The sequence below is a fragment of the Caenispirillum salinarum AK4 genome (assembly GCF_000315795.1).
Classification (GTDB): Bacteria; Pseudomonadota; Alphaproteobacteria; order Rhodospirillales; family Rhodospirillaceae; genus Caenispirillum; species Caenispirillum salinarum.
Map to the genome: position 1 here is coordinate 100902 of NZ_ANHY01000019.1, position 21287 is coordinate 122188.

Annotated in this window: 21 protein-coding genes; 6 read left to right on the plus strand and 15 right to left on the minus strand. The window is 69.6% G+C overall.

Going from position 1 to position 21287, the window contains the following annotated elements:
• Positions 1-103 precede the first annotated feature (103 nt).
• Positions 104-844, minus strand: coding sequence for an SDR family NAD(P)-dependent oxidoreductase (locus C882_RS17930; protein ID WP_009542080.1), 741 nt, complete (start codon positions 842-844; stop codon positions 104-106).
• A gap of 57 nt (positions 845-901) precedes the next feature.
• Between C882_RS17930 and C882_RS17935 the strand changes: the two genes are divergently transcribed.
• Both C882_RS17935 and C882_RS17940 read left to right on the plus strand, forming a co-directional pair.
• Positions 902-1507, plus strand: a complete 606-nt coding sequence (locus C882_RS17935; RefSeq protein ID WP_043646294.1) for an SOS response-associated peptidase — start codon at positions 902-904, stop codon at positions 1505-1507.
• A gap of 90 nt (positions 1508-1597) precedes the next feature.
• The gene (locus C882_RS17940; RefSeq protein WP_009542082.1) at positions 1598-2044 is read left to right on the plus strand and encodes a BLUF domain-containing protein; all 447 of its coding nucleotides are present in this window, start codon (positions 1598-1600) and stop codon (positions 2042-2044) included.
• 6 nt (positions 2045-2050) lie between these two features.
• On the opposite strand, the gene C882_RS17945 is transcribed toward C882_RS17940, so the two are convergent.
• From C882_RS17945 to C882_RS17975, 7 genes are all read right to left on the minus strand, one after another.
• Positions 2051-2731: a LysE family translocator gene (locus tag C882_RS17945; RefSeq protein WP_009542083.1), complete on the minus strand. Its 681-nt coding sequence runs from the start codon at positions 2729-2731 to the stop codon at positions 2051-2053.
• Positions 2732-2742: 11 nt separating this feature from the next.
• Positions 2743-3609, minus strand: coding sequence for a universal stress protein (locus C882_RS17950; RefSeq protein WP_009542084.1), 867 nt, complete (start codon positions 3607-3609; stop codon positions 2743-2745).
• A gap of 137 nt (positions 3610-3746) precedes the next feature.
• The gene (locus C882_RS17955) at positions 3747-5285 is read right to left on the minus strand and encodes a bifunctional aminoglycoside phosphotransferase/ATP-binding protein (protein ID WP_009542085.1); all 1539 of its coding nucleotides are present in this window, start codon (positions 5283-5285) and stop codon (positions 3747-3749) included.
• Between the two features lie 68 nt (positions 5286-5353).
• A complete protein-coding gene (locus tag C882_RS23520) occupies positions 5354-5833 on the minus strand; it encodes a hypothetical protein (RefSeq protein WP_052000214.1) in 480 nt (159 codons plus the stop codon).
• Positions 5833-6132: a nucleotidyltransferase domain-containing protein gene (locus C882_RS17965; protein WP_009542087.1), complete on the minus strand. Its 300-nt coding sequence runs from the start codon at positions 6130-6132 to the stop codon at positions 5833-5835. Before C882_RS17965 ends, C882_RS23520 begins: the two co-directional genes overlap by 1 nt.
• A 99-nt stretch (positions 6133-6231) precedes the next feature.
• Positions 6232-9456, minus strand: a complete 3225-nt coding sequence (locus tag C882_RS17970; protein ID WP_009542088.1) for an efflux RND transporter permease subunit — start codon at positions 9454-9456, stop codon at positions 6232-6234.
• Positions 9453-10439 carry an efflux RND transporter periplasmic adaptor subunit gene (locus C882_RS17975; protein ID WP_152415395.1) on the minus strand — a complete coding sequence of 329 codons (987 nt, stop codon included), beginning with the start codon at positions 10437-10439 and terminating at the stop codon, positions 9453-9455. The genes C882_RS17970 and C882_RS17975 overlap by 4 nt, the downstream gene beginning before the upstream one ends.
• 110 nt (positions 10440-10549) lie before the next feature.
• On the opposite strand from C882_RS17975, the gene C882_RS17980 reads away from it, so the two are divergent.
• Entirely contained in the window at positions 10550-10921 is a 372-nt protein-coding gene (locus C882_RS17980) for an ArsR/SmtB family transcription factor (protein ID WP_009542090.1), read from the plus strand.
• 17 nt (positions 10922-10938) lie between these two features.
• Positions 10939-11145, plus strand: coding sequence for a YgaP family membrane protein (locus C882_RS17985; RefSeq protein WP_009542091.1), 207 nt, complete (start codon positions 10939-10941; stop codon positions 11143-11145).
• A 294-nt stretch (positions 11146-11439) separates the two neighbouring features.
• Here C882_RS17985 and C882_RS23525 read toward each other — a convergent pair whose 3' ends face one another.
• The 7 genes from C882_RS23525 to hemA form a co-directional block, all read right to left on the minus strand.
• Positions 11440-14202, minus strand: coding sequence for a hybrid sensor histidine kinase/response regulator (locus tag C882_RS23525; protein WP_009542092.1), 2763 nt, complete (start codon positions 14200-14202; stop codon positions 11440-11442).
• Entirely contained in the window at positions 14199-15545 is a 1347-nt protein-coding gene (locus tag C882_RS17995) for an urea ABC transporter substrate-binding protein (RefSeq protein WP_009542093.1), read from the minus strand. The genes C882_RS23525 and C882_RS17995 overlap by 4 nt, the downstream gene beginning before the upstream one ends.
• 72 nt (positions 15546-15617) lie before the next feature.
• A complete protein-coding gene (locus tag C882_RS18000; RefSeq protein WP_009542094.1) occupies positions 15618-16121 on the minus strand; it encodes a hemerythrin domain-containing protein in 504 nt (167 codons plus the stop codon).
• Between the two features lie 21 nt (positions 16122-16142).
• Complete coding sequence (locus C882_RS18005) at positions 16143-17462, minus strand: hypothetical protein (RefSeq protein ID WP_152415396.1); 1320 nt, start codon at positions 17460-17462, stop codon at positions 16143-16145.
• Positions 17459-18043 carry a DUF2249 domain-containing protein gene (locus tag C882_RS18010; protein WP_009542096.1) on the minus strand — a complete coding sequence of 195 codons (585 nt, stop codon included), beginning with the start codon at positions 18041-18043 and terminating at the stop codon, positions 17459-17461. Before C882_RS18010 ends, C882_RS18005 begins: the two co-directional genes overlap by 4 nt.
• Entirely contained in the window at positions 18030-18422 is a 393-nt protein-coding gene (locus tag C882_RS18015; protein ID WP_009542097.1) for a YbaN family protein, read from the minus strand. Before C882_RS18015 ends, C882_RS18010 begins: the two co-directional genes overlap by 14 nt.
• A gap of 33 nt (positions 18423-18455) precedes the next feature.
• Positions 18456-19667, minus strand: a complete 1212-nt coding sequence (hemA, locus tag C882_RS18020) for a 5-aminolevulinate synthase (protein ID WP_009542098.1) — start codon at positions 19665-19667, stop codon at positions 18456-18458.
• Positions 19668-19876: 209 nt separating this feature from the next.
• Between hemA and C882_RS18025 the strand changes: the two genes are divergently transcribed.
• A complete protein-coding gene (locus C882_RS18025) occupies positions 19877-20752 on the plus strand; it encodes a CbiX/SirB N-terminal domain-containing protein (protein WP_009542100.1) in 876 nt (291 codons plus the stop codon).
• Between the two features lie 81 nt (positions 20753-20833).
• Positions 20834-21286 (plus strand): c-type cytochrome, encoded by a 453-nt coding sequence (locus C882_RS18030; protein WP_009542101.1) that lies wholly within the window; start codon positions 20834-20836, stop codon positions 21284-21286.
• Position 21287: the final 1 nt, after the last annotated feature.

Sequence of the window (21287 nt, forward strand, 5' to 3'; positions counted from 1 at the left end):
CCCGGACGGCCTCAGCCATCGGTGGTGGCTGGAGGGCTTTCCCATCAGACGCGGTCGCGCCTGACCGCAGCTCTGGCGCGACCGCGTCAAAGCGCACGCCGATCTAGTACAGGTGCTGTCCGCCGGTGACGAAGATTTCCGTGCCCGTCACATAGTTGAACTCGTCGGAGCACAGGCGGAAGACCGCCGCCGCCACATCCTCGGGCTTGCCCATGCGGTCGAGCGGAATGCGCGGGATCAGGGCCTCGTATTCGGGGCTGATCATCTCCGTCTGGATTTCGCCCGGCGCCACGGCGTTGACGCGGATGCCAAGCTGCGCCATCTCGGCGGCCATCTCCCGCGTCAGGCCCGACAGCGCCGCCTTCGAGGTCGAATAGGCCGAGCCGGCGAAGGGATGGACGTAGTGCCCCGCAATGGAGGTGATGTTCACCACGGCGCCCTTGGATTTCGCCAGGTCGCCGGCGAAACCGCGGCCCAGGCGCAGCGGCGCGAAGAAGTTCAGCTCGAACACGTCGCGCCAGCCGTCGATGGACCCGTTGAGGATGCCGAGGCGCTCCTTGAAGGGCGTCTTGGGCGACACGCCGGCATTGTTCACCAGCGCGTGCAGTGGCGCGCCGTCGAGAATGCCGCGGACGTCCTTGATGAAGTCCAGCACGGCCTGGCACCCCTGCAGGTCCACCTGGAAATGATGGGCCCAGTTGTCCTCGCGGATCAGGTCGTCCGGCAGGCCGCGGCGGGCGCAGGTGATGACGCGCCAGCCCTCCTGCATGAATCGCAAGGCGGTGGTCTGGCCGATGCCCTGGCTGGCACCGGTGATGACGACGGTCTTCTGGTCGCTGCTCATGGGCTTAGGTAATCTGAACACAGGCTGTTCCGCAACAGAGGAAAATCGTTCCGGCCCATGTGCTCCCGCTATGCCCTGAACTGCGCCCCGATGGACCTGGTCCACCGCTACGGCCTGACCGCGCCGCCGCGCGCGCCCTTGCCCATTCCGGAAATCCGCCCGACGGATGCCGCGCCGGTCGTGAAGGGGGGCAGCGGCGTGCTGCTCCGCAAGCACTTCGGCATCGCAAGCCGCAAGGACGGCAAGCCGCTCATCAACGCCCGGTCGGAGACGCTGACGGAAAAGCCGACCTTCCGCCGCCTGCTGGACAACCGCGTGCTGGTGCCGGCGACGGCCTATTTCGAGTGGCGCAAGGATGGCAAGGCGAAACACCGCAACACCATCGCGCCGGGCCAGGGCGACCCCGAGCCGCGTGGCGAGGTGGCGCTGTTCAGCTTTGCCGCGCTGTACGAGGGCGAGCATTTCACCATCATCACCGGTGCTCCCTCGCCCTCGATCGCGCATGTGCACGATCGCATGCCGCTGATTCTCCCGCGCGAGGCGGAGGCGCTGTGGCTGTCGAACGCTCCTTTCGACGATGTCGCCCACCTGCTGCGCCCCTACGAGGACCCGATCGCCGCTGTCGAGGACGCCCCGGCGGGCCCCGGCGGGCTGTTCGACTGAAGATCGAGCCCTCGGATCGACAATAGTTGATCCGCACGCTCAGGCTTGCCGTATCGAAGGGCGTACACGGAAGCCAAATGGGAGGCACCCTTGAACCTGCATCAGATCGTCTACTACAGCCGCAACACCGTCGGCGGCGACACGCGGTCCATGCTCCAGGGCCTGCGCGACATCGTTTCGGTGTCGCAAAAGAACAATTCGCGGGACGGGATCACCGGCGCCCTGATCTTCGACAAAACATGGTTCCTGCAGGTGCTGGAAGGCGACGTCACCGCCATCACCAGGACTTACGACCGCATCGCCAAGGACGCGCGCCACGGCGAGGTGACGCTGATGAAGAAGGAACCCATTTCCGAGCGGCGTTTCGCCGACTGGTCCATGGGCGGCACCATGCGTTCGCCGGAAATGCAGGAAATCTTCCTGAACCACGGCATCGCCGGCGCCATCGACCCGACGAAGCTGGATGCGGGCACGGTGGTGGCGCTGGCCCAGGACCTCAAGGCCTTCGAGGCCGGGCGCAAGGCTTCGGTGGCGTAACAGTTCCTACTGGCCGGTGCGGCTGTCCATGACCAGCAGCCGCACCGCAAGCCCGATGAAGATCACGCCGGACACCTTTCCCAGCGCCCCCGCCGCCCAGGGCAGGCGACGCAGAAGCCGCGTCATGGCGCCGCCGGCCGCCGCCACGGGCGCGAGCGTCACGAAACTGGTCAGCAGGAAGGTGCCGCCCAGGAACAGGATCTGCGCCGTCACCGGATCGGCGGTGGCGGACCGGTCGACGAACTGCGGCAGGAAGGCGACGAAGAACAGTCCCACCTTGGGGTTGAGCAGGCAGGTGACAAAGCCGTCGCGCACCACCCTGCCCTTGCGCTCGCCCCGGCCGGCGGCCTCGGCTGTGTCGGCCATGGCACCGCCAAGCGGCGACGGCCCGGTAAGCGCCTTCCAGCCCAGCCACAACAGGTAAAGCGCGCCGGCGATCCGCACCGCATCCAGAGCCACCGGTGCGGCGGCCACCAGCGCCGTCAGGCCCAGCGCGGCAAGCATCACATGCCCGGCCGCTCCAAACGTGATCCCCAGGTTGGCGGCGATGCCGCCGCGCAGGCCGCCGCGCAGGCCGTTGGCGAGCACGTACATCATGTCCGGCCCCGGCGTGACGTTCATCGCCAGGCTGGCCGCCACGAACAGCGCAAGCGTGTGCGGGGCGACGGGAAGAAGACTGTCGAGCACACAGGGCTCCATCAGTGCGACAGCAGGACGGGCAGCTTGGCATGCTCCAGAACGTGCCGCGTGACGCCGCCGATGAACAGCTGGCGCAGACGCGAGTGCGTGTAGGCGCCCATCACCAGCAGGTCGGCGCCCACCTCCTCGCTGGTCTTCAACAGCATGCTGCCCACGCTGGCGCCTTCTCCGTGGAGATGGCGGACATGCACCGGCACCTCGTGCCAGGCCAGATGCGAGACCAGGTCCTGCGGTCCGGCGCCCTCGCCGCCACGCTCCACCACCAGAAGCGTCACGGTCTTGGCCCGGGTCAGCAGCGACATCGCGCCGGCGACGGCTCGGGCGGCCTCGGCACTGCCGTTCCAGGCGATGGCGATGTGCCCGCCGATGCCCGACGGCGTTTCGGACGGCGCCAGAAGCACGCAGCGGCCGCTTTCCATGAGCGCCGTGTGCAGGGTGACCATGGCGGAGGGTTCGCTCTCCTCGCCGCCGCGACCGACGACGATCAGGTCGGCCACGCGCCCGGCGGTGGCGACCACCTCGTCCTCGGCTCCGGTTTCCTCGCGGTATTCCGCCGACATTTCAGGCAGGCCCGGCGGCTCCACGTTCACCGGCACGGCATAGCGGCCGCAATACTCATCGAACATGGCGCGGGTGGCCTGGGCGCGGTTTTTGCCCTCGCGCTCGGCCACCTGCATCATCTCGTCGACCATGGCGCCCGACATGGCTTCGCCCACCAGCGGCACCGACTGGGCCGGATCGGGTCGGACGTGCATGACCTGGACGTGGGCCGACAGACCGCGGGCAACGACGAAGGCCGTCTCCATGGGCACGCGGCCGGCCTGGGCATCCCCGACGACGGCCAGGATGGTCTTGATCCCGGGCATGGTGCGATCCTCCTGCGGTTGGGGCGACGCGGCGCGCTATGAGGAACCGCCCCGCAACGGTCTGTATTCCTTGAAGTATGCCCCCTATCGCGGCACGGGAAAAGAGCCGTTCCGGATAGGCCCGGCGGACCGCGCGGCTATACGCCCAGCACCGCTCGTCCGGCCATCAGGGCCTCGTCCTTGGGCTGGGCGGTGTCGATGCGGGTCCAGGTGATGGTGCCGAGATCGTATTGCAACTGCTTTTCGAGGACCGAGGCCGTGGCGTCCGAGACATTGCCCTTGCGGTCCGTCACCCGTGCCCGCGCCACCTCGGGCGGGGCCTCCAGCCACAGGCCGGTGAAGGGCACGCCGGCCTCCTGCGCCACCTGTTCGATGGCGGCGCGCTCCTCCGGCCTGGCGAAGACGGCGTCGGCGACGACCGAATGCCCGGCGGCGAGCGCGCGGCGGGCGTGGTCGTAAAGAGCCTGATAGGTGCGGGCCGACATCTCATTGCTGTAGGCGTCGGGCGGCAGGCGGTCGTAGGGATCGACGCCGGCCAGTTGCTTGCGCAGGACGTCGGTGCGGACCACCGCCGCCCCCGGCGCGGCCCCGATGAACGGCGCCAGTTCCCGGCCCATGCGGCTCTTGCCCGACCCCGAGAGCCCGCCGACCGCCAGCAGGGAGGGCGGCGGCGGATCAAGATAGTCCGACGCGCGCCGGAACAGGCGGCGGGCCTCCTCGCGCATGGCCTCGGCGTCGGCCTCCGTCTGCTGCTGACCGGCGGCGGCGGCGGCGACGTGGGAGCGGATGGCGGCGCGCAAGCTGAGCATGAGGGGCAGCAGCGCCAGGCCCTCCACCTCCGGCCGTTTCTCGCCGTAGGCGTTCAGCGCGATGTTGGCGAGGCGCCGGTGCCCCCGGTCGTCCAGGTCCATGAGCAGGAACGCCAGGTCATAGAGCGTGTCGATGACGGCGAAGGCGTCGTTGAACTCGATGGCGTCGAACAGGATGGGCGCGCCGTCGTGCAGGGCCATGTTGCGCAGGTGCAGGTCGCCGTGGCAGCGGCGGACGCAGCCCTGCTCGCGGCGCTGGTCGAGCATCGCGGCGTGGCGCTCCACAGCCTTCAGCGATGCGTCCGTCAGGGCCTCCAGTGCTTCGGCGTCGATGACGTCGGGCACGTTGGGGCGGAAGGCCTCGCGGTTGCCGAGGACGGTGGAGCGCAGCGCCTCCGCCCCGCCGAAATCCTGGCGGGGTTCGGCCTTGTCGTGCAGGTCGGCGGCCAGGTGCGCAGCCTGCTGCATGAGCTTGCGGTTCAGCCTGCCGTCCGCCGCCAAGCGGTCGAACAGGGTGGACTGATCGAAGCGCGTCATGCGGACGACGTAGTCCACGGCCTCACCGGTGCCGTTGAAGGCGAGCGTGCCGTCGGCCTCGCGGGTGATGACGTCGACGGCCTGGTAGATGCCCGGCGCGCCGACCTGGTTGACGCGCAGTTCGGTGTCGCAGGCGGCCTTGCGGTTTTCCAGCGGCGCGAAGTCCACGAAGGACAGCGTGACGGCCTTCTTGAGCTTGTAGACCGTGTCACTGGCCAGGAAGACGGTGGAGATATGGGTATCGATCCGCTCCGGCTTCTGCCCGCCGTGGGTGGCGGGATCGGAGAGGAAGGCGATGACGTCGGATTGGATGTCGGGGGCGTGCGACACGGGCACAACTCCTGCCGGCTGGGTTTCGCTGGCGGGAGCGTAGCGCGGCCAAGGCGCAGGGGGAAGGGTCAGGCCGTGAAGAGACGGGGAAACCGATCCTTCACGTAGGCGCTAATGGCGCCCTGCACCTCCAGCAGATAAGGCGTCTCTAGCAGGGAGTCGTTGATGGAATCGGCCAGCCGCCTCTCATCTTCGTCGTAGACGTGCGTGAAGTTGTTTCGCAGACCTCTCACCGTATACCACCGAGAGACGGTCAGGAGTCCCCACGCTTCCAACCGGTCCAGGGCATCGCGGGACCCTGGCGCATCCTCCATCTCAAGGCAGGCGACAGCGTTTGGAAACAACTGCGCCCCCATGATGTCCTGCAAGCGGGAAAACCGCATGACGAAGGACTCGCAGATGGAAGCGGTAGATCCACCGTCCGGATTCAGGTCCGCGGGTGATACCGGCCGCACCGGCTCGATTTCCCGAAGCGACGCCTGTAGCGCCCTCGCCGCCCTGTCAGTGGCGATGACGGCGCGTTTCAGCCGTTCTCCATAATCGACCATTAGTGCAGCACCACCCCGTCGCGCTGGGCCACCTTGTCCACCGGCCGGTCGGGTTCGTCGGGCAGGTGGACGACCACGTCGATCTTCCGCTCCCCCATGCGCATCCACATGCCGGCAAGGAACTTCGCGCGTTTCATGGCCCAGCCCTCGCGGTCGGGGATGGTGACGTGGAGGTCGATGTCGCCGCCGCGCGCGGTGTCGTCGACGCGCGAGCCGAACAGGCGCACCACCGCGTCATCGCCAAATGCCTCGCGGCTGGCTTCCAGGATGGCGCGCACCTCGTAATCGGACAGACGCATGGCTCCCATATCCTCTGTCGAACCCAAGCCTCTTCCATATAACGCAAAACCGGCGCCCCCACCACTGGCAGGGGCGCCGGCTTGCGCGGTGTTCGGGCCCTATTCCCTGGTGGCCGCGAAGCCCTTTCCGTCGTCCCGCAGCACCACATAGATCGCAGGGATCACCAGCAGCGTCAGCGCGGTCGAGCTTGCCAGACCGAAGACCAGGCTGATGGCAAGCCCCTGGAAGATGGGGTCGGCCAGAATGAAGGCCGCGCCGATCATCGCCGCCACCGCCGTCAGGAAGATCGGCTTGAAGCGGATCGCGCCGGCCTCCAGAAGCGCATCGCGCAGGGTCAGCTCCCCGCGCTCCCGCAGGTGGCGGATGAAGTCCACCAGCAGGATGGAGTTGCGCACGATGATACCCGCCAGGGCGATGAAGCCGATCATGCTGGTCGCCGTGAAGGGCGCGCCGAACATCCAGTGGCCCAGCACGATGCCGATCAACGTCAGCGGCACCGGCACCAGGATCACCAGCGGCACCTTGAAGCTGCCGAACTGCCCCACCACCAGCAGATAGATGCCCAGGATCGCCACCGCGAAGGCGGCACCCATGTCGCGGAAGGTGACGTAGGTGATCTCCCACTCGCCGTCCCACAGCAGCGTCAACTGCCGCTGGTCCATGGGCTGGCCGTGGTAGGCGATCTCGGGCGGGCCGCCGACGGCGCTCCAGTCGGCCTCGGCGATGCGGTCCTCCACGGCGAACATGCCGTAGATGGGGGCTTCGTATTCGCCGGCCAGGTCGGCCATGACCATTTCCACGTCGTGCCCGTCGCGGCGGAAAAGCACCTGACTGGAGGGCTCGCGGGTCAGCGTCACCACGTCGCCCAACTCTACAATCCCTTCCCGGCCGGGGATGGGGGTGGTGAGCAGGCGCTCATCCGGGGTCAGGTCGGACTTGGGCAGGCGCAGGGCGATCTCGATGGGGTCGCGCCCCTGGCCCCGGTGGGAATAGCCGACGCTCACCCCGCCGAGCAGCGCGCCGATGGTGTCGTACACGGCCTCTTCCTGGACGCCGTGATACTCCAGCGCCTCCTGATTGATGGCGATGCGCAGGCGGTCGGTGACGGCCCCGGCGCTGTCGTCCACGTCCACGATGAAGGGGACGTCGCGGAAGATCTCCTTCACCTTGTCCGCCGCCGCGCGCCGGGTCTCGGCATCCGGACCGTAGATTTCCGCCAGCAGGGTGGACAGAACCGGCGGGCCGGGCGGAACCTCGACCACCTTGACCACCGTGCCCTCGGGCACCGGCATGTCGGCCAGGGTCTCGCGGACCTCCAGCGCGACGGCGTGGCTTTCACGCTCGCGGTCGGCCTTGGCGGCCAGATTGACCTGAAGGTCGCCCAGTTCCGGGCTCTCGCGCAGGTAGTAATGCCGCACCAAGCCGTTGAAGTTGAACGGCGAGGCCGTGCCGGCGTAGGCCTGGATGTCCTTCAGTTCAGGGATGTCCGCCAGCCGTTGCGCGGCGGCCATCAGCACCCGCTCGGTATCCTCGACCGAGGATCCCTCCGGCAGGTCGACCACCACCTGAAGCTCCGACTTGTTGTCGAAGGGCAGCAGCTTGACGGTGACGTCCTTGGTGTAGAACAGCACGCAGACGCCCGCCGTCGCGATGCCCACGGCGATCAGGAACACCCACGACCGCTTGCGGCCCTTCAGCAGGGGTGCCGCCAGCTTGCGGTAGAACCGGCCCATGCCGCTGTCGGAGCCTTCATGCCCATGGCTGTCGGCGATCTGCTGCGCCCGGCCGCCGGCCAGCTTCAGCAGAAGCCAGGGCGTGATGGTCACGGCGACGAAGAAGCTGAAGATCATCGCCGCGCTGGCGTTGGCCGGGATGGGGCTCATGTACGGCCCCATGAGGCCGGAGACGAACATCATGGGCAGCAGGGCGGCCACGATGGTCAGCGTCGCGATGATGGTCGGATTGCCGACCTCGGCCACGCCCTCGATGGACTTGCGCAGGATGGAGCGATCATCGCGCATCTGCCAGTGGCGCACGATGTTCTCCACCACCACGATGGCGTCGTCCACCAGGATGCCGATGGAGAAAATCAGCGCGAACAGGCTGACGCGGTTGATGGTGTAGCCCATCAGCCAGCTTGCGAACAGCGTGAGAAGGATGGTCGTCGGGATGACGACGGCCACCACCACGCCCTCGCGCCAGCCGATGGTCAGCGTGATGAGCACGACGATGGAGACCGTCGCAAGCCCCAGGTGGAACAGCAGCTCGTCGGCCTTTTCCAGCGCCGTTTCGCCGTAGTTCCGCGTGACCTCCACCCGCACGCCCTCGGGGATGAGGTCGCCCTCCAGCCGCTCCAACTGCTCAAGGATCGAGTCCGCCACCACCACGGCGTTCGCGCCCTGGCGCTTGGCGAGGGCGATGGAGACCGCCGGGCGGGCCGACAGCCTGTCCGCGTCATCTGCCTTCATCATCTGCCACACGCGCGCGTCGGTGGGCTTGGAGCCGACCACCACGTCGGCCACGTCCTTGAGATACACCGGCCGCCCGTCCATGGTGGTGACCAGAAGCTGGCCCACGTCCGGCACGCCCTGGAGCGTCTGCCCCGCCACCACGGGCAGGCTGGCACCCTGCTCGCGCACGCGACCGACCATGAAGGACCGGTTGGCGTTCTCCACCTTGTCCATCAGGTCCTTCAGCGTCACCCCGTAGAGCGCCAGCTTCTCCGGGTCCGGCTCGACGCGGATCTGGTCGGGCCGGCCGCCGACGATGAAGGTGAGGCCGACGTTCTCCACCTTCATCAGTTCCGGGAGCAGGCTGTCGGCCACGTTGTAGAGCGCGTTGTCGTCCCAGCGCTCCATGGGCTGCCCGTCCTCGGCATACAGCGTCAGCACGACGATGGGCACGTCGTTGATGCCCCGGCCGACGATCAGCGGGTCGGGGATGCCGATGGGGATGTCGCCATAGTTGGCGCGGATGGTTTCATGCACCCGCAGGATCGCCACGTCCTCGTCGGTGCCCACCTCGAAGCGGGCGGTGACGGTGACGAAGTCGTCCACCGTCTGGGAATAGACGTGCTTGACGTCGTCGATCCCCTTGACGATGTCCTCCAGCGGCTTGGTGACCAGTTCGGCGGCGTCCACCGCCTTCAGCCCGTTGGCCGGCACCATGATGTCGACCATGGGCACGCTGATCTGCGGCTCCTCCTCGCGCGGCAGGACCATGAGCGCGATGATGCCCACCACCAGCGCCGCCAGCAGCAGAAGCGGCGTCAGCGGCGACTGGATGAAGCCCTTGGTGATGGTTCCCGAGATGCCCAGCTTCATGGCGCGACCACCTCATCCCCCGGCTTCAGGCCCGAGAGGATTTCCACGCCGCCATCCACGTCGCGGCCAGGCTGGACTACGATGCGCGTTCCGTCGGCCAGCTTGGCGAAGGTCAGGCCCCACTGGGTGGTCAGGTAGTCGGCCGGCACCACGAAGGTCTGGCGCTCGCCCGTCGGCACGTAGACCAGCACGCGCTCGCCGACGAAAAAATCGCCCAGCCCGTCCACCTGCACGTCGGCGACGACGCGCCCTTGCGTCAGGCGCGGGTAGACCTGGGTGACGGTGCCCCGGCGCAATTCGGCCTCAGCCGGGTTTTCCTCCAGCCCGCGCGGGCCGACCAGCACCGTGTCCCCTTCATCGAGGAACCGGGCGTGGCGCTCGGGCAGTTCCATGCGCAGGATGTAGCGGTCGGCGGCGATGGTGGCGATGGTCTCGCCGGGCATCACCACGCTGCCGCTCTGCACCGGCACGGTCAGCACGCGGCCGCCGGCGGGGGCGAGCACGGCGCCCTGGCTCGCCTGTTCCTCGATGACGGAGCGTTCGGCCTTCACCGACTCCACGTTGCGGCTGAGCACCTGGACGCGGGTGCGCGCCTCGTCCAGCCGAGCCTGGGGGATGACGCCCTGGCGGCGCAGTTGCTCGGCGCGGTTGAGGTCGGTGCGCCCTTGCGCCAGTTCGGCCTCCAGGCTGCGGATGCGGGCGTCCAGCGCCTGCATCTGAAGGGCCAGTTTCTCATCGGTGACCACGGCCAGCTTCTCGCCGGTTTCCACCGTGTCGCCCTCGTCCACCGACAGGTCGGCGACGGTGCCGCCGATGCGGGCGCGGGCGGCCAGTTCATCGACGCTTTCCACCTGGGCGAAGACGGCCTTGCGGTCCTGGATGGTGACCGGCTCGATCACCAGCGCCTCGGCGGCGGAGGCCGGCGCGGGGGACGCCAGCCCGGCCAGAACCGCAAGCGCGGCCAGGGCGGATGTTGCTTTCATCACAAAGTGCCTCGTCATGTCGTGAGGACCGCCGCGCCCGGCTCTCCCTCCGGGCGTGACGGCCGCAATTCCTGTTGACCATGATATAAGCATTCGCTAATTTAGCAACCATGAATGTCGATGACTTCGCCTCCAGCGCCAAGGCGGCGGCGGCCCTGCTTCGGGCCCTGAGCAACGACCGGCGGCTGATGATCCTCTGCCAGTTGTCCACCGGCGAGAAGACGGTGGGCGCGCTGGAACCCCTTGTGGGCCTGCGCCAGTCGGCGCTGTCGCAGCATCTGGCGAAGCTGCGGCGCGAGGGGCTGGTCGGCACGCGCCGCGACGGGCAGCACATCTACTACCGCCTGGTCAGCCCGGAAGCTCTGCAGGTCATCGAGACGCTGGCCGGCCTCTACTGCCCCATGCCGGAGCAGCCAGAGCAGGAGCAGGAGCGGAGCGGCGGCGACGTCATCCCCCTCAACCACACGGCTTCAACGAATTGAACAGGGAGCATCCCATCATGAGCATCGATCGAGTCGTCATGGCCTTTGCCGGCACCGTCATCCTGGTCACCGTCGCCGCCGCCCTTTTTGCGGGCGTGCAGTGGGCGCTGTGGATCACGGGCTTCGTCGGCCTGAACATGCTGCAGGCCGCCTTCACCGGCTTCTGCCCGCTGGCCATCATTCTGAAGAAGATGGGTGTGAAGCCGGGCGTGGCGTTTTCGTAAGGGATTCCCTGCGGCAGGGCGATCCACCGCGGATGCAGATTCCCGCTTTCGCGGGAATGACGATTTCTTAAGCTGCGTCGGATCCTTAGAAACTCGGCGCCCCAGCGAAAGAGGCTGCCAGGAAATCGGTGGACGTCCATCGGAGGGAACGCGGCAGGGCGGTTGGTACCGTATGTGGATTCCTGCTTTCGCAGGAATGACGGGTAAACTCGTGTTCTGAAAAAAGAACCTATAGTACCCGTCACCCCTGCGAAATCAGGGGCCAACCCGCGAACGGCGAGCGTAAAGCCCCGCCTAAACCGCCCCCTCCTCCACCGCACCCGCGGTCCAGGCGTCCAGCGCCTGGATGCTGTCTTCCGTCAATGCCTCCAGGCCCACCAGCAGGGCGTCGAGGCGCTTCAGGTTGGCGTCGTGCGCCGCCCGCTCAAGCCCCTTCGCCACCGCGCGCAGGGCGGGAAGGCCGTACGAACCGGCCACCCCCGCCAGCCGGTGCGCCGCCGCGCCCGCCGCCGCGGCATCGCCGTCAGTGCGGGCTTCCAGAAGCCGCGCGGTATTACCGCGCAAGGATTCGTCCGCCATGGCGACCAGCCGCGCCACCTCCGCTTGCGGCAGGGCGGCCGCCAATTCGCGCAGGTATCCGGGGTCGAGCATGGCCGGCGCGGCCTCCTCGGCCGGAAACGGCGCCGGCGGCACCACCTCTGCCGGCGTGACGCCATCGAGCGCTGCCAGCGCCGCCCGCAACTCCGTCAGGCGGATGGGCTTCGCCACCGTGCCGCACATGCCGGCCTCGGCGCAGGCGGCGCGGTCCTCGGGCATGAGGTTGGCCGTCGCCGCCACCACGGGAACCTCCGCCATCGCGCGAATGCGGCGGGCGACCTCCGTCCCCGGCATGTCGGGCAGGCGCAGGTCGCACAGCACCACGTCGAAGGCCCCCGCCCCCGCCGCCGACAGCATCGCCAGCGCCGCACCGCCGGTAGGCGCCTCCGCCACCCGATGCCCGTCACGCTCCAGCAGCCCGCGCAGGACGCGGCGATTGACGGCTTCGTCCTCCACCACCAGCACGGACAACGGCGCGACCGGCGGCGCCTCGGCCTCCACTGCGGGGCGCGCGGGCGCGGCCACGGCTCGGGCGGGAAGGTCGACGGTGAAGCGCGCCCCCTGCCCCTCCGCACTGTCCACGCCGATGGTGCCGCCCATACCCTCCACCAGCCGTTGCGAGATGGCGAGACCCAGGCCCGCGCCGCCCTTGCTGCCGCCGTGCAACTGGCTGAAAGGCTGGAACAGGCGGGCGCGGCCGTCCTCGGGAATGCCGGGGCCGGTGTCGGAGACGGCGAAGCGCAGCCGCCCCGGCTCCGGCGCCGCCACCTCCAGCCGCACCGATCCCTCGGCGGTAAACTTGACCGCGTTGCCCAGCAGGTTCAGCAGCACCTGCCGCAGCCGGCGCGGGTCCCCCGCCACCGCCAGCGGCACGTCGTCCGCCACGTCAACCGAAAGCTCCACCCTTTTGGCCTCGGCCGAGGGGCGCAGCAGGCCCTCCAGCCCGTCCACCAGGGCGCGGACGTCGAAGGGCTCGTCGGTGAACGGCAGCTTGCCGGCCTCCACGCGCGTGATGTCGAGCACGTCGTTGACCAGTTCCGTCAGCGCCGCGCCGCTGGACTGGATGGTGTCGACGCAAGCCAGGGCCTCGGCATCGCCCTCCACGCGCGGGCGCAGAAGCTCCGCCATGCCCATCATGCCGTTCAAGGGCGTGCGCAACTCGTGGCTCATCATGGCCAGGAACTCGGTCTTGGCGCGGGTGGCGCTTTCGGCCTCGTCCTTGGCGCGCGTCAGTTCCGCCGTGCGCTCGTCCACCAGCCGCCGCAGGCCGGTCTGGTAGACGTGGATGCGCCGCGCCATGTCGTTGAAGGCGTGCGAGAGCGACGTCAGCTCCCAGGCGCCGGTGTGGGGCTCGACCTCCTCCACCACGCCCTGGGACAGCCGCCGCGTCGCCGTTTCCAGCTCGCGCACCGGCGCGGTGATGGCGCGCGCCATGAGGACGGAGACCGTGCCGATCAGCACCAGCACCACGGCCACCACCGTCAGGCCGGTCAGCCGCAGGCGGTCGATGGGGGCCATGCGCTCCGCCACGTCAGCCTTGACCACCAGACCCCAGCGGAAGGACGGCGCATACCGCCAGGCCGCCAAGACCGTCTCCCCCCGGTAGTCCACCGCCGAACCTACGCCCCGGTTGCCCGAGAGCGCCCGGCGAAAGGGCGCGCCGGCCGGGTCGTCCGGGTTCAGCCGGCGGGACCCGTCCAGCGCGTCGGGGAAGCGCACCGGGCCGTAGAGGTCGATGCCCTCCCCCGCCGGCGCCGGGGCGGCGACCAGCGTCTCGCCGGTCGCGCCGAGCGCGGAATAGTCGGAGACGATGCGGAAGACGTCGGCGGTGTCGATCTGCAACGCCACGACCCCGATCACCCGCCCGTCGCGCAGGACCGGCGCGGCGGTGAAGCTGGCGATATCCGAGGACGGCGGATACCATGTGAAGTCCGACACATGCGGCTCCAGCAGCGTCCGCGCCAGGTCGAAGACGTTGGCGAGCGTGGTGTCGCGATAGTCGCCGGTCACCAGGTTGGTGCCAAGGTCCGCTTCCCGGATCGCGGTGAACACCACGTCGCCCTCGCCGGTGATAAGGAACAGGTCGTAGGCGCTCAAGGATTCGCGCAGGTGGCGGAGCATGGGCTCGTAGTCCGCCGCCGCCGCGCGCCACTCCACACCCGAAAGCCCGCCGGCGCGGAAGCCCTGCGCGAAGGCGGTCATGGCGTCGGCGATGGCGGGCATGCTGGCGAGCGCGACAGCCTCGCGCATCCGATCGTTGGCGTAGGCCTCCAGCCGGCCCACCTTGCCGTCGGCGACGGCGGACAGGGACTGGCTGATCTCTGCCCGCAACTGCCGCTCGGCGGACATGAAGTAGCTCCAGCCGATCAGGATCAGCGGCATCAGGCCCAGCAGCACGAACATGGCGCCGATCTCGGCAGCCAGGGAAAAGCGCCAGCGGCCGCGCGGCAGCAGGCTCATGGCCGCGCCTCCCCGCCATCACGGAGCGCCGCCACGTCCGGCCCCGGCGCCGCCCACCGCCCGCCCCAGCCGTCGCGCAGGCTGTCGAGGAACGCGCCCCACTCGGGGCGGGAGCGCAAGCCGGGGAACGGGATGGGGCGGACCGGCCGGCCGCTCGACCACACGATGTCGAAGTCCCCGTCCGCCCGCGCCCTGCCGATCAGCACCGGCCGCCAGGTATGGCGCGTGATGGGGTCGAGGTAGATGATGCCGCTGGGTGCCTTCAACGACTGGCCCAGCAGCCGGGCGCGGTAGTCGTGCCAGGCCTCCGACCGCGCTTCCGTCACCGCCTGCGCCCACAGGTGGACGCCGAAGTACGCCGCCTCCATGGGCGCGGTGGTGGCCTGACCGGCGCCGTAGCGGGCCCGGAAGCCGGCCTTGAAGGCGGCGTTCTCGGGCGTGTCGACGGTGCGGAAGTAGTTGCGCGCGGCGTAGTCGCCTTCCACCAGCGCCGGGCCGATGGCGCGGACCTCGGTTTCCGCAAGGCTGAAGGACATGACGGGGATGGCCTCGGGCGTGACCCCGGCGGCGCGCAGGGCCTTGTAGAAGGCCAGGTTGCTGTCGCCGTTGATGGTATTGAAGATGACGTCCGGCTTCGCGGCCTTGATGGCCTCGATGACCGGACCGAAATCCGTCGCCCCCAACGGCCGGTAGGCCTCGCCCGCGATCTCTCCGTTCAGCGCCCCGACCTGGGCGCGGATGATGGCGTGGGCGGTACGCGGAAACACGTAGTCCGACCCCACCAGGAAGATGCGCCGGCCCAGGTTGTCCAGCGCCCATTTGGTGGCGGGGATGATCTGCTGGTTGGGTGCGGCACCCGTGTAGACGATGTTGGGCGACTGCTCCAGCCCCTCGTACTGGACGGGGTAGAACAGCACGTGGTCGAGGCGCTCGAACACCGGCTTGACGGTCTTGCGGCAGGCCGAGGTCCAGCAGCCGAAGATGGCCGAAACCTTCTTGTGGGAAATCAGCCGCTCCGCCTCGCGCGCGAAGGCGTCCCAATCGCTGGCGCCGTCCACCAGGATGGGCTCGATGGGCCGGCCGAGCACGCCGCCGGCCCTGTTGATCTCGGAGATGGCGAACAGCGTCGCCTCGGCCACCGGGCGCTCGCTGACCGCCATGGTGCCGGACAACGAATGCAGCACGCCGACGCGGATGGGCGTCTTGGCGCGCAGGCCCTCCAGCCCCAGGACCGCGGGCAGCGTCAGGGCGACGACGATGCCAACCAACGCCGCCAGCACCGCGCCCACATAATAGCGGTGGCGCGGTGCCAGGACCTTGCGGGCGTGCGACTCCCCGGTCATGCGGCAGGGCTCCCTGTTGTGGCGCCGCCACTCTAACAGGCAACTCGCGACCGTGCCGCAATATTGTGCAGATCACTCGGCGGTGAGGGCCGCGTGCCGGTCGGCCAGAGCCCCGTCTTCCTCGGCGTCGAGAACCTGGGAGAGCGCGGCCAGCAGTCCCATTTCCTCCTTCTGGATGTGGAAGGTCTCCCGGTCGATCAGGTCGCGGGCGTCGGCGCGGAAGGACTCCCACAGGTTCGCATCGAAGCCGCCCCCCGCAAGGGCGCGGCAGGCATCCCGCAGGCTTTCGGCCAGCGGGCGGATCTCGGCGTGTTCGCCGGTCAGCATGTCGACCATGAACCCCGCCCCCGCGTCGTGCAGGCGGGGGAACAGGTGTTCTTCCTCGAAGGCGAAATGGCGGGTGACGTCCTCGTCCAGCGCGCGGGCGATGCCCTCGAGCGTCGCGGTGGCGGCCTCGGGCGCAGGCGGGCGGCGGCTGGCGATCAGGGACTCCAGCGCATCCAGGTGCTCCATGGTTCGCATGTGCTCGGTGTGCAGGGCCTGCCCGATGCGGGTGGCGCCGAAGATGCTGTTCATGAGAGAGGCTCCGGAATGTGGTCAGGCGGCGGTCGCGGCGGTGCCGCCTGGGCGGGCCGGCTTGGGTTTCGGTCCGACCCGGCGGCGGTGGCGCAGGGCGCGCACCCCGACCGTCAGCGCATGGATGAGAAAGGCGATGGCGCCCGCCATGCCCACCACGCCGGCCATCCGCGTGAGCAGCGGGGCGTCCAGCGCGGCGGCCAGGGTCAGCAGGGCCACGGCGGCGGGATGCAGCACGGCCAGCACCTTTAGCGGCGCGTCCCACACCAGGGCGGTGGCCGAGGCCGGCCGGGCGCAGCGGCGGACCGTGTTCATGGATGCCAGGAACGGCAGGATGCGTTGAAGCATGCCGAGCAGGATGGTCAGCAGCCAGCCCGGCAGCAGCAGCACGCCGAACACCAGCGGCGGCATGATGCCCGCCAGCGCGCCCAGTCCCGCGGCGATGCTCAGCGGCAGCAGCAGCCATGAGACGCGGATCAGCACGAACGACGGTCCCAGGCGCTTGCGCATGCGGCGCGCATGGGCGCGGACCATGGTGTCCACGTGCAGCACGCTCGCCACCAGTCCGGCCACGCCGCCAAGCGCCGTCAGGAACACCGAGCCGCCCAGCAAACCGGCCGCCGCCGCAGCGACCGCGCAAACCGCCAGGACCAGCGCCGGACGGCCGGCACGGGGCTTCGGCGGCTCGGCAACCGCGAGCATGGGCACCAGGATGTGGCTGAACCCCACCACCAGAAGGCCCATGAAGCCGTAGCCGGCCAGCACCAGATGCGCTGCCGCCGCCGCGCCGTGGTCCGGCAGCCAGGCCAGGCGGTAGTCGGCGGCCAGCAGCACCGCCAGCGCCACCACGCCCGCCAGAGCCACGGCGGCCCCGAGGATGGCCGGCAGCGTGTCGGGCAGGCCGGCGGCGCGGCCCTTCCACAACAGCCGGCCGAGCAGCCCGGTAAACAGCAGCAGGCCAAGGCCGAGCGCCGTGGCTCCGGCGATCATGCCCGCGACGGAGATGGTCAGGAACGCCGCGACCAGCAGCGTGCCGCCGCCGCCGATGAGCACCAGCAGCGCCCACCCGGCCCACAGGGGCGGGGCCGTCTGCATGGTGGTGACCGGCAGGATCTGGAGCACCGCGCCCACCGCCGCCGCCGCCAGCACGCCCACCGTCAGCATATGGACGGCGGCGAGGCCGGGACCGGGACCGCCGATGACCGCCGCCCGCTCGGGCAGCCACGCCAGCAGCAGCCAGAACCCCAGGTGGGCCAGCGTCGCGAGCCCGAAGAAGGCGACCGGGACCGACGGATGCAGCAGACGCTGCTCCGCTCCGGCAAGCGGAACGGCGACCATCATGCGTCTCCCGGCATCAGGCGGAGGATCACGTGGCCCGGCGTCTCGTCGAGCAGGTCCCAGGTCCAGCCGCGCTCCTCCAGCTCGGGGATCAGGTGGACGGGGAATTGCGGCACGTGGACCATCAGCGGCTGGTCGTGGGCGCCGCCGTCGATGAACCGCAGGATCTCGATCATGGGCCCCGGCGCGCTCAGGCCGCGGGCGTCGAGGTGGAGGCCGTCGGCATCCATCCAGAACTTGCGCTTGGGCGGCTGGGCCGGCGCGGCCGGTTCGCTGGCGACGGACTCGCGGCAGCCGCCGACGCGCAGGAACGTCACACGGTAGCGCCCGTCGCCGACGGGGCGGGAGAAATTCTCAAACCCGTGGGTCGCCAGCAGGTCGCGCAGCGGCACGGGATCGAAGGGCGCCACCACCACCAGCCCCCGACCCGCCGGGACCGGCGTCGCGGCGGCCAGCACGGTTGACAGCGGATCGCCGCCCTGGGCGAGCAGGTCAGCGGCATCGACGGTGGCGACCGGGTCGGCCTCGACGTCGGCGACCCAGGACGGCGGGGTGGTAGCGGCGCTTGCGTCAACGGGAGTCATGGCGTGTTCGCTCTTGTTGTGGGACCCGGGCGGGACAGGACAGGATGAACAGGGCCCCCGCCGCCATCAGCCCGCCGGCGGCGGCAACGCCGGCCAGCGGCGCATCGGCGAAGGCGATCAGGTGGACCAGGGCGGCGGCCATCATCGCCAGCGCGATGACCTTGGCGTGCAGCGGAATGACGCGGTGCGCCCGCCAATCCCGCAGCACCGGCCCGAACCGCGGGTGCGCCTCCAGCCGTGCGGCGAGCGTCGGGCTGCCCTTGGCGAACGCCCCGGCGGCCAGAAGCACGAAGGGCGTCGTCGGCAGCACCGGCAGCACGACGCCCACGGCGCCGACGGCCATGCAGAGCACCCCGAGGCCGGTCCAGATGGCGCGCATGGCCGCTCCCTCCTCTTCCCTCGGCGCGGCCGGTCAGGCGGCGGCCTGAAGGTCCAGACGCCGCCACACGGCGGTCAGGGCCTCCACCAGCCGGCGCATCTGCAAGTCGTCGTGCACCGGGCTCGGCGTCAGGCGCAGGCGTTCGGTCCCGCGCGGCACGGTGGGATAGTTGATGGGCTGGATGTAGATGCCGAAGTCCTCCAGCAGCATGTCGGTGGCGCGCTTGCAGCGCTCGGCATCACCCACCAGCACGGGCACGATGTGGCTGGGGCTGCGCATCACCGGCAGGCGCCATTCCAGCAGCAGGTGCTTGAGCGTCGCCGCCCGCTCCTGATGGGTCTCGCGCAAGCTGGGGGTGGAGCGCACCACCTTGACGCTGGCGCAGGCCGCCGCCGCCACCGCCGGCGGCAGGGCGGAGGAAAAGATGAACCCCTGGCCGTAGGACCGGATGGTGTCGCAGATGTCCGCCCGTGCGGCCACATAGCCACCGATGACGCCGAAGGCCTTGGCGAGCGTGCCCTGGATGATGTCGACGCGGTCCATCACGCCGTCGCGTTCCGCCACGCCCGCGCCGGTGGCGCCGTAGAGGCCGACGCCGTGGACTTCGTCCAGGTACGTCAGGGCGTTGTAGCGCTCCGCCAGATCACAGATTTCGGCGATGGGGCCGAAGTCGCCGTCCATGGAATAGACGCTCTCGAAGACGATCAGCTTGGGCCGGTCGATGGGCTGGGCGGCCAGCAACTCTTCCAGGTGCGCCAGGTCGTTGTGGCGGAAGATGTGCTTCTCGGCGCGGGAATGGCGGATGCCCTCGATCATGCTGTTGTGGTTCAGGGCGTCCGACAGGATCACGCAGTCGGGCAGAAGGGTGCCGAGCGTGGACAGCGCCGTCTGGTTGGCGACGTAGCCGGAGGTGAACAGAAGCGCGGCCTCTTTCCCGTGCAGGCTGGCAAGCTCGCGCTCCAGGGCCACGTGATGGCGGTTGGTGCCCGAGATGTTGCGCGTGCCGCCCGCGCCGGCGCCGCATTCGTCGGCGGCGGCATGGAAGGCGGCCAGCACGTCGGCGTTCTGGCCCATGCCCAGGTAGTCGTTCGAACACCACACGGTGACCGGTGCGGTCTCGCCGTCGACATAGCGCGTGGCGGCGGGGAAGGCCCCGTTGCGGCGCGCCAGTTCGGCGAACACGCGATACCGGCCCTCCGACTTCAGGGCGTCGATGCGGCTTTGAAAGAAGGCGGCGTAGTCCATGGAGCGGTCTCCGAATGGTGCGGCTTGTCGATGCCTGAACCCTGCCGCAACGGGGGCGCCGGTCCCTTGAGGTTGGTCAAGACCGGACCGTGCAGCACCTTCCTCGTGCACGCCCCCTGCCTCGATTTGACCACCGTCAAGGGCAACTCGCCTTCCCCGGCGCATGGTCTGGACCATCAACGACCATGACGGGAGGGAGCCTGCCGCCCATGTCCATCATCCGACCCAGCCCACCCCGCGCCGCCGACGAGCGGCCGATCCTGGTGATCGTCGGCCACGGCTCCCCGCGTGATGCCGCCGCCGGCCTCGCCACCGTCGCCACGGCACTGACCGTCGCCCGCGGCGGACGTTACCGCGCCGTGCCGGCCCTGATGAAGGGCGAGCCCGCCCTGCCCCGCGTACTGCAAAGCCTGCCGCCGGGATCGCGGGCCTACGTACTGCCGCACTTCGGCGGCGCAGGCGTCTTCGCCACCCGGCACATTCCCGAGGTCGTCGCCGAGTCTTCCAGCCATCTGGCCGAGGCCCGCGTGCTGCCGGCCCTCGGGGAGTCGCCCCGCATCATAGAGCGCACCAACGCCCTGCTGCGGGAGGTCGGGCGCCAGGCAGACGCGCCGGCGGACCTGCTGGTGGTCGGCCACGGGTCCTCGGCCGGCGGCGACGCCGCGGCGGAAGCCCTGGCCTTCGGACTCGGCGGCGCGGACCACTGCGGCGCGGCCCATGCCGTGTTCCTGGAGCGGGCACCGCTGCTGACGGACGCGCTGAACCGACTGCCCCTCGGCCGCGAGGTGCTGGTGAGCGTGCTGCTGGCCGCGCGCGGACGCCATGCCTGCCTGGACGTGCCCGACGCGCTTGGCCTGCCGCGCAACAGTGCACTGTCGGGACCCGACGGCGAGGCCCTCGGACCCGTCGTCATGGGCGATCGGCGCCTGTGGCTGCACGCCCCGCTGACCGACGCCCGCCTGATGGCCGATGCCGCCACCGCCGCCGCCGACGCGGCCCTGGTCGAGAACGGCCCGGCACCGGTGTCCCACCCGGCCACTCGGGCTCTTGACCACAATCAAGGTGGCTTAGCCGCCACCGCATAAGGTTTGCGGACCGTCCCGCCGCCGCACCGGCGCGGGTCGCCCGGGACCCTGCCCCGTCCTCATCAACCTGGGGGATCACCAATGTCAGAACGCCTTACCAAATCGGCGGCCCGCAACATCTTCTACGGCGGCTCCGCCTTTTTCTTCCTGCTGTTCGTGGGGCTTACCGCGCACAGCCACTACTACGTCGTCACCGAAAGCTCGCCGTCGGAGACGGTCACCGAGAGCGTCGCCCGCGGCAAGCACGTGTGGGAGGAAAACTCCTGCATCAACTGCCACTCCATCATGGGCGAAGGTGCCTACTTCGCGCCGGAGCTGGCCAACGTCTGGACCCGCTATGGCGGCCGTGACGACGCCGAGGGCGCCCGCATGGCGATCATCGCCTGGATGCAGAGCCAGCCGAGCGGCATCGAGGGCCGCCGCCAGATGCCGAACTTCAACCTGAGCGATCAGGAACTGAACGACCTGGTGGACTTCCTGCGGTTCACCGACGGCATCGATGACCAGAACTGGCCGCCGAACGACGCCGGCTGAG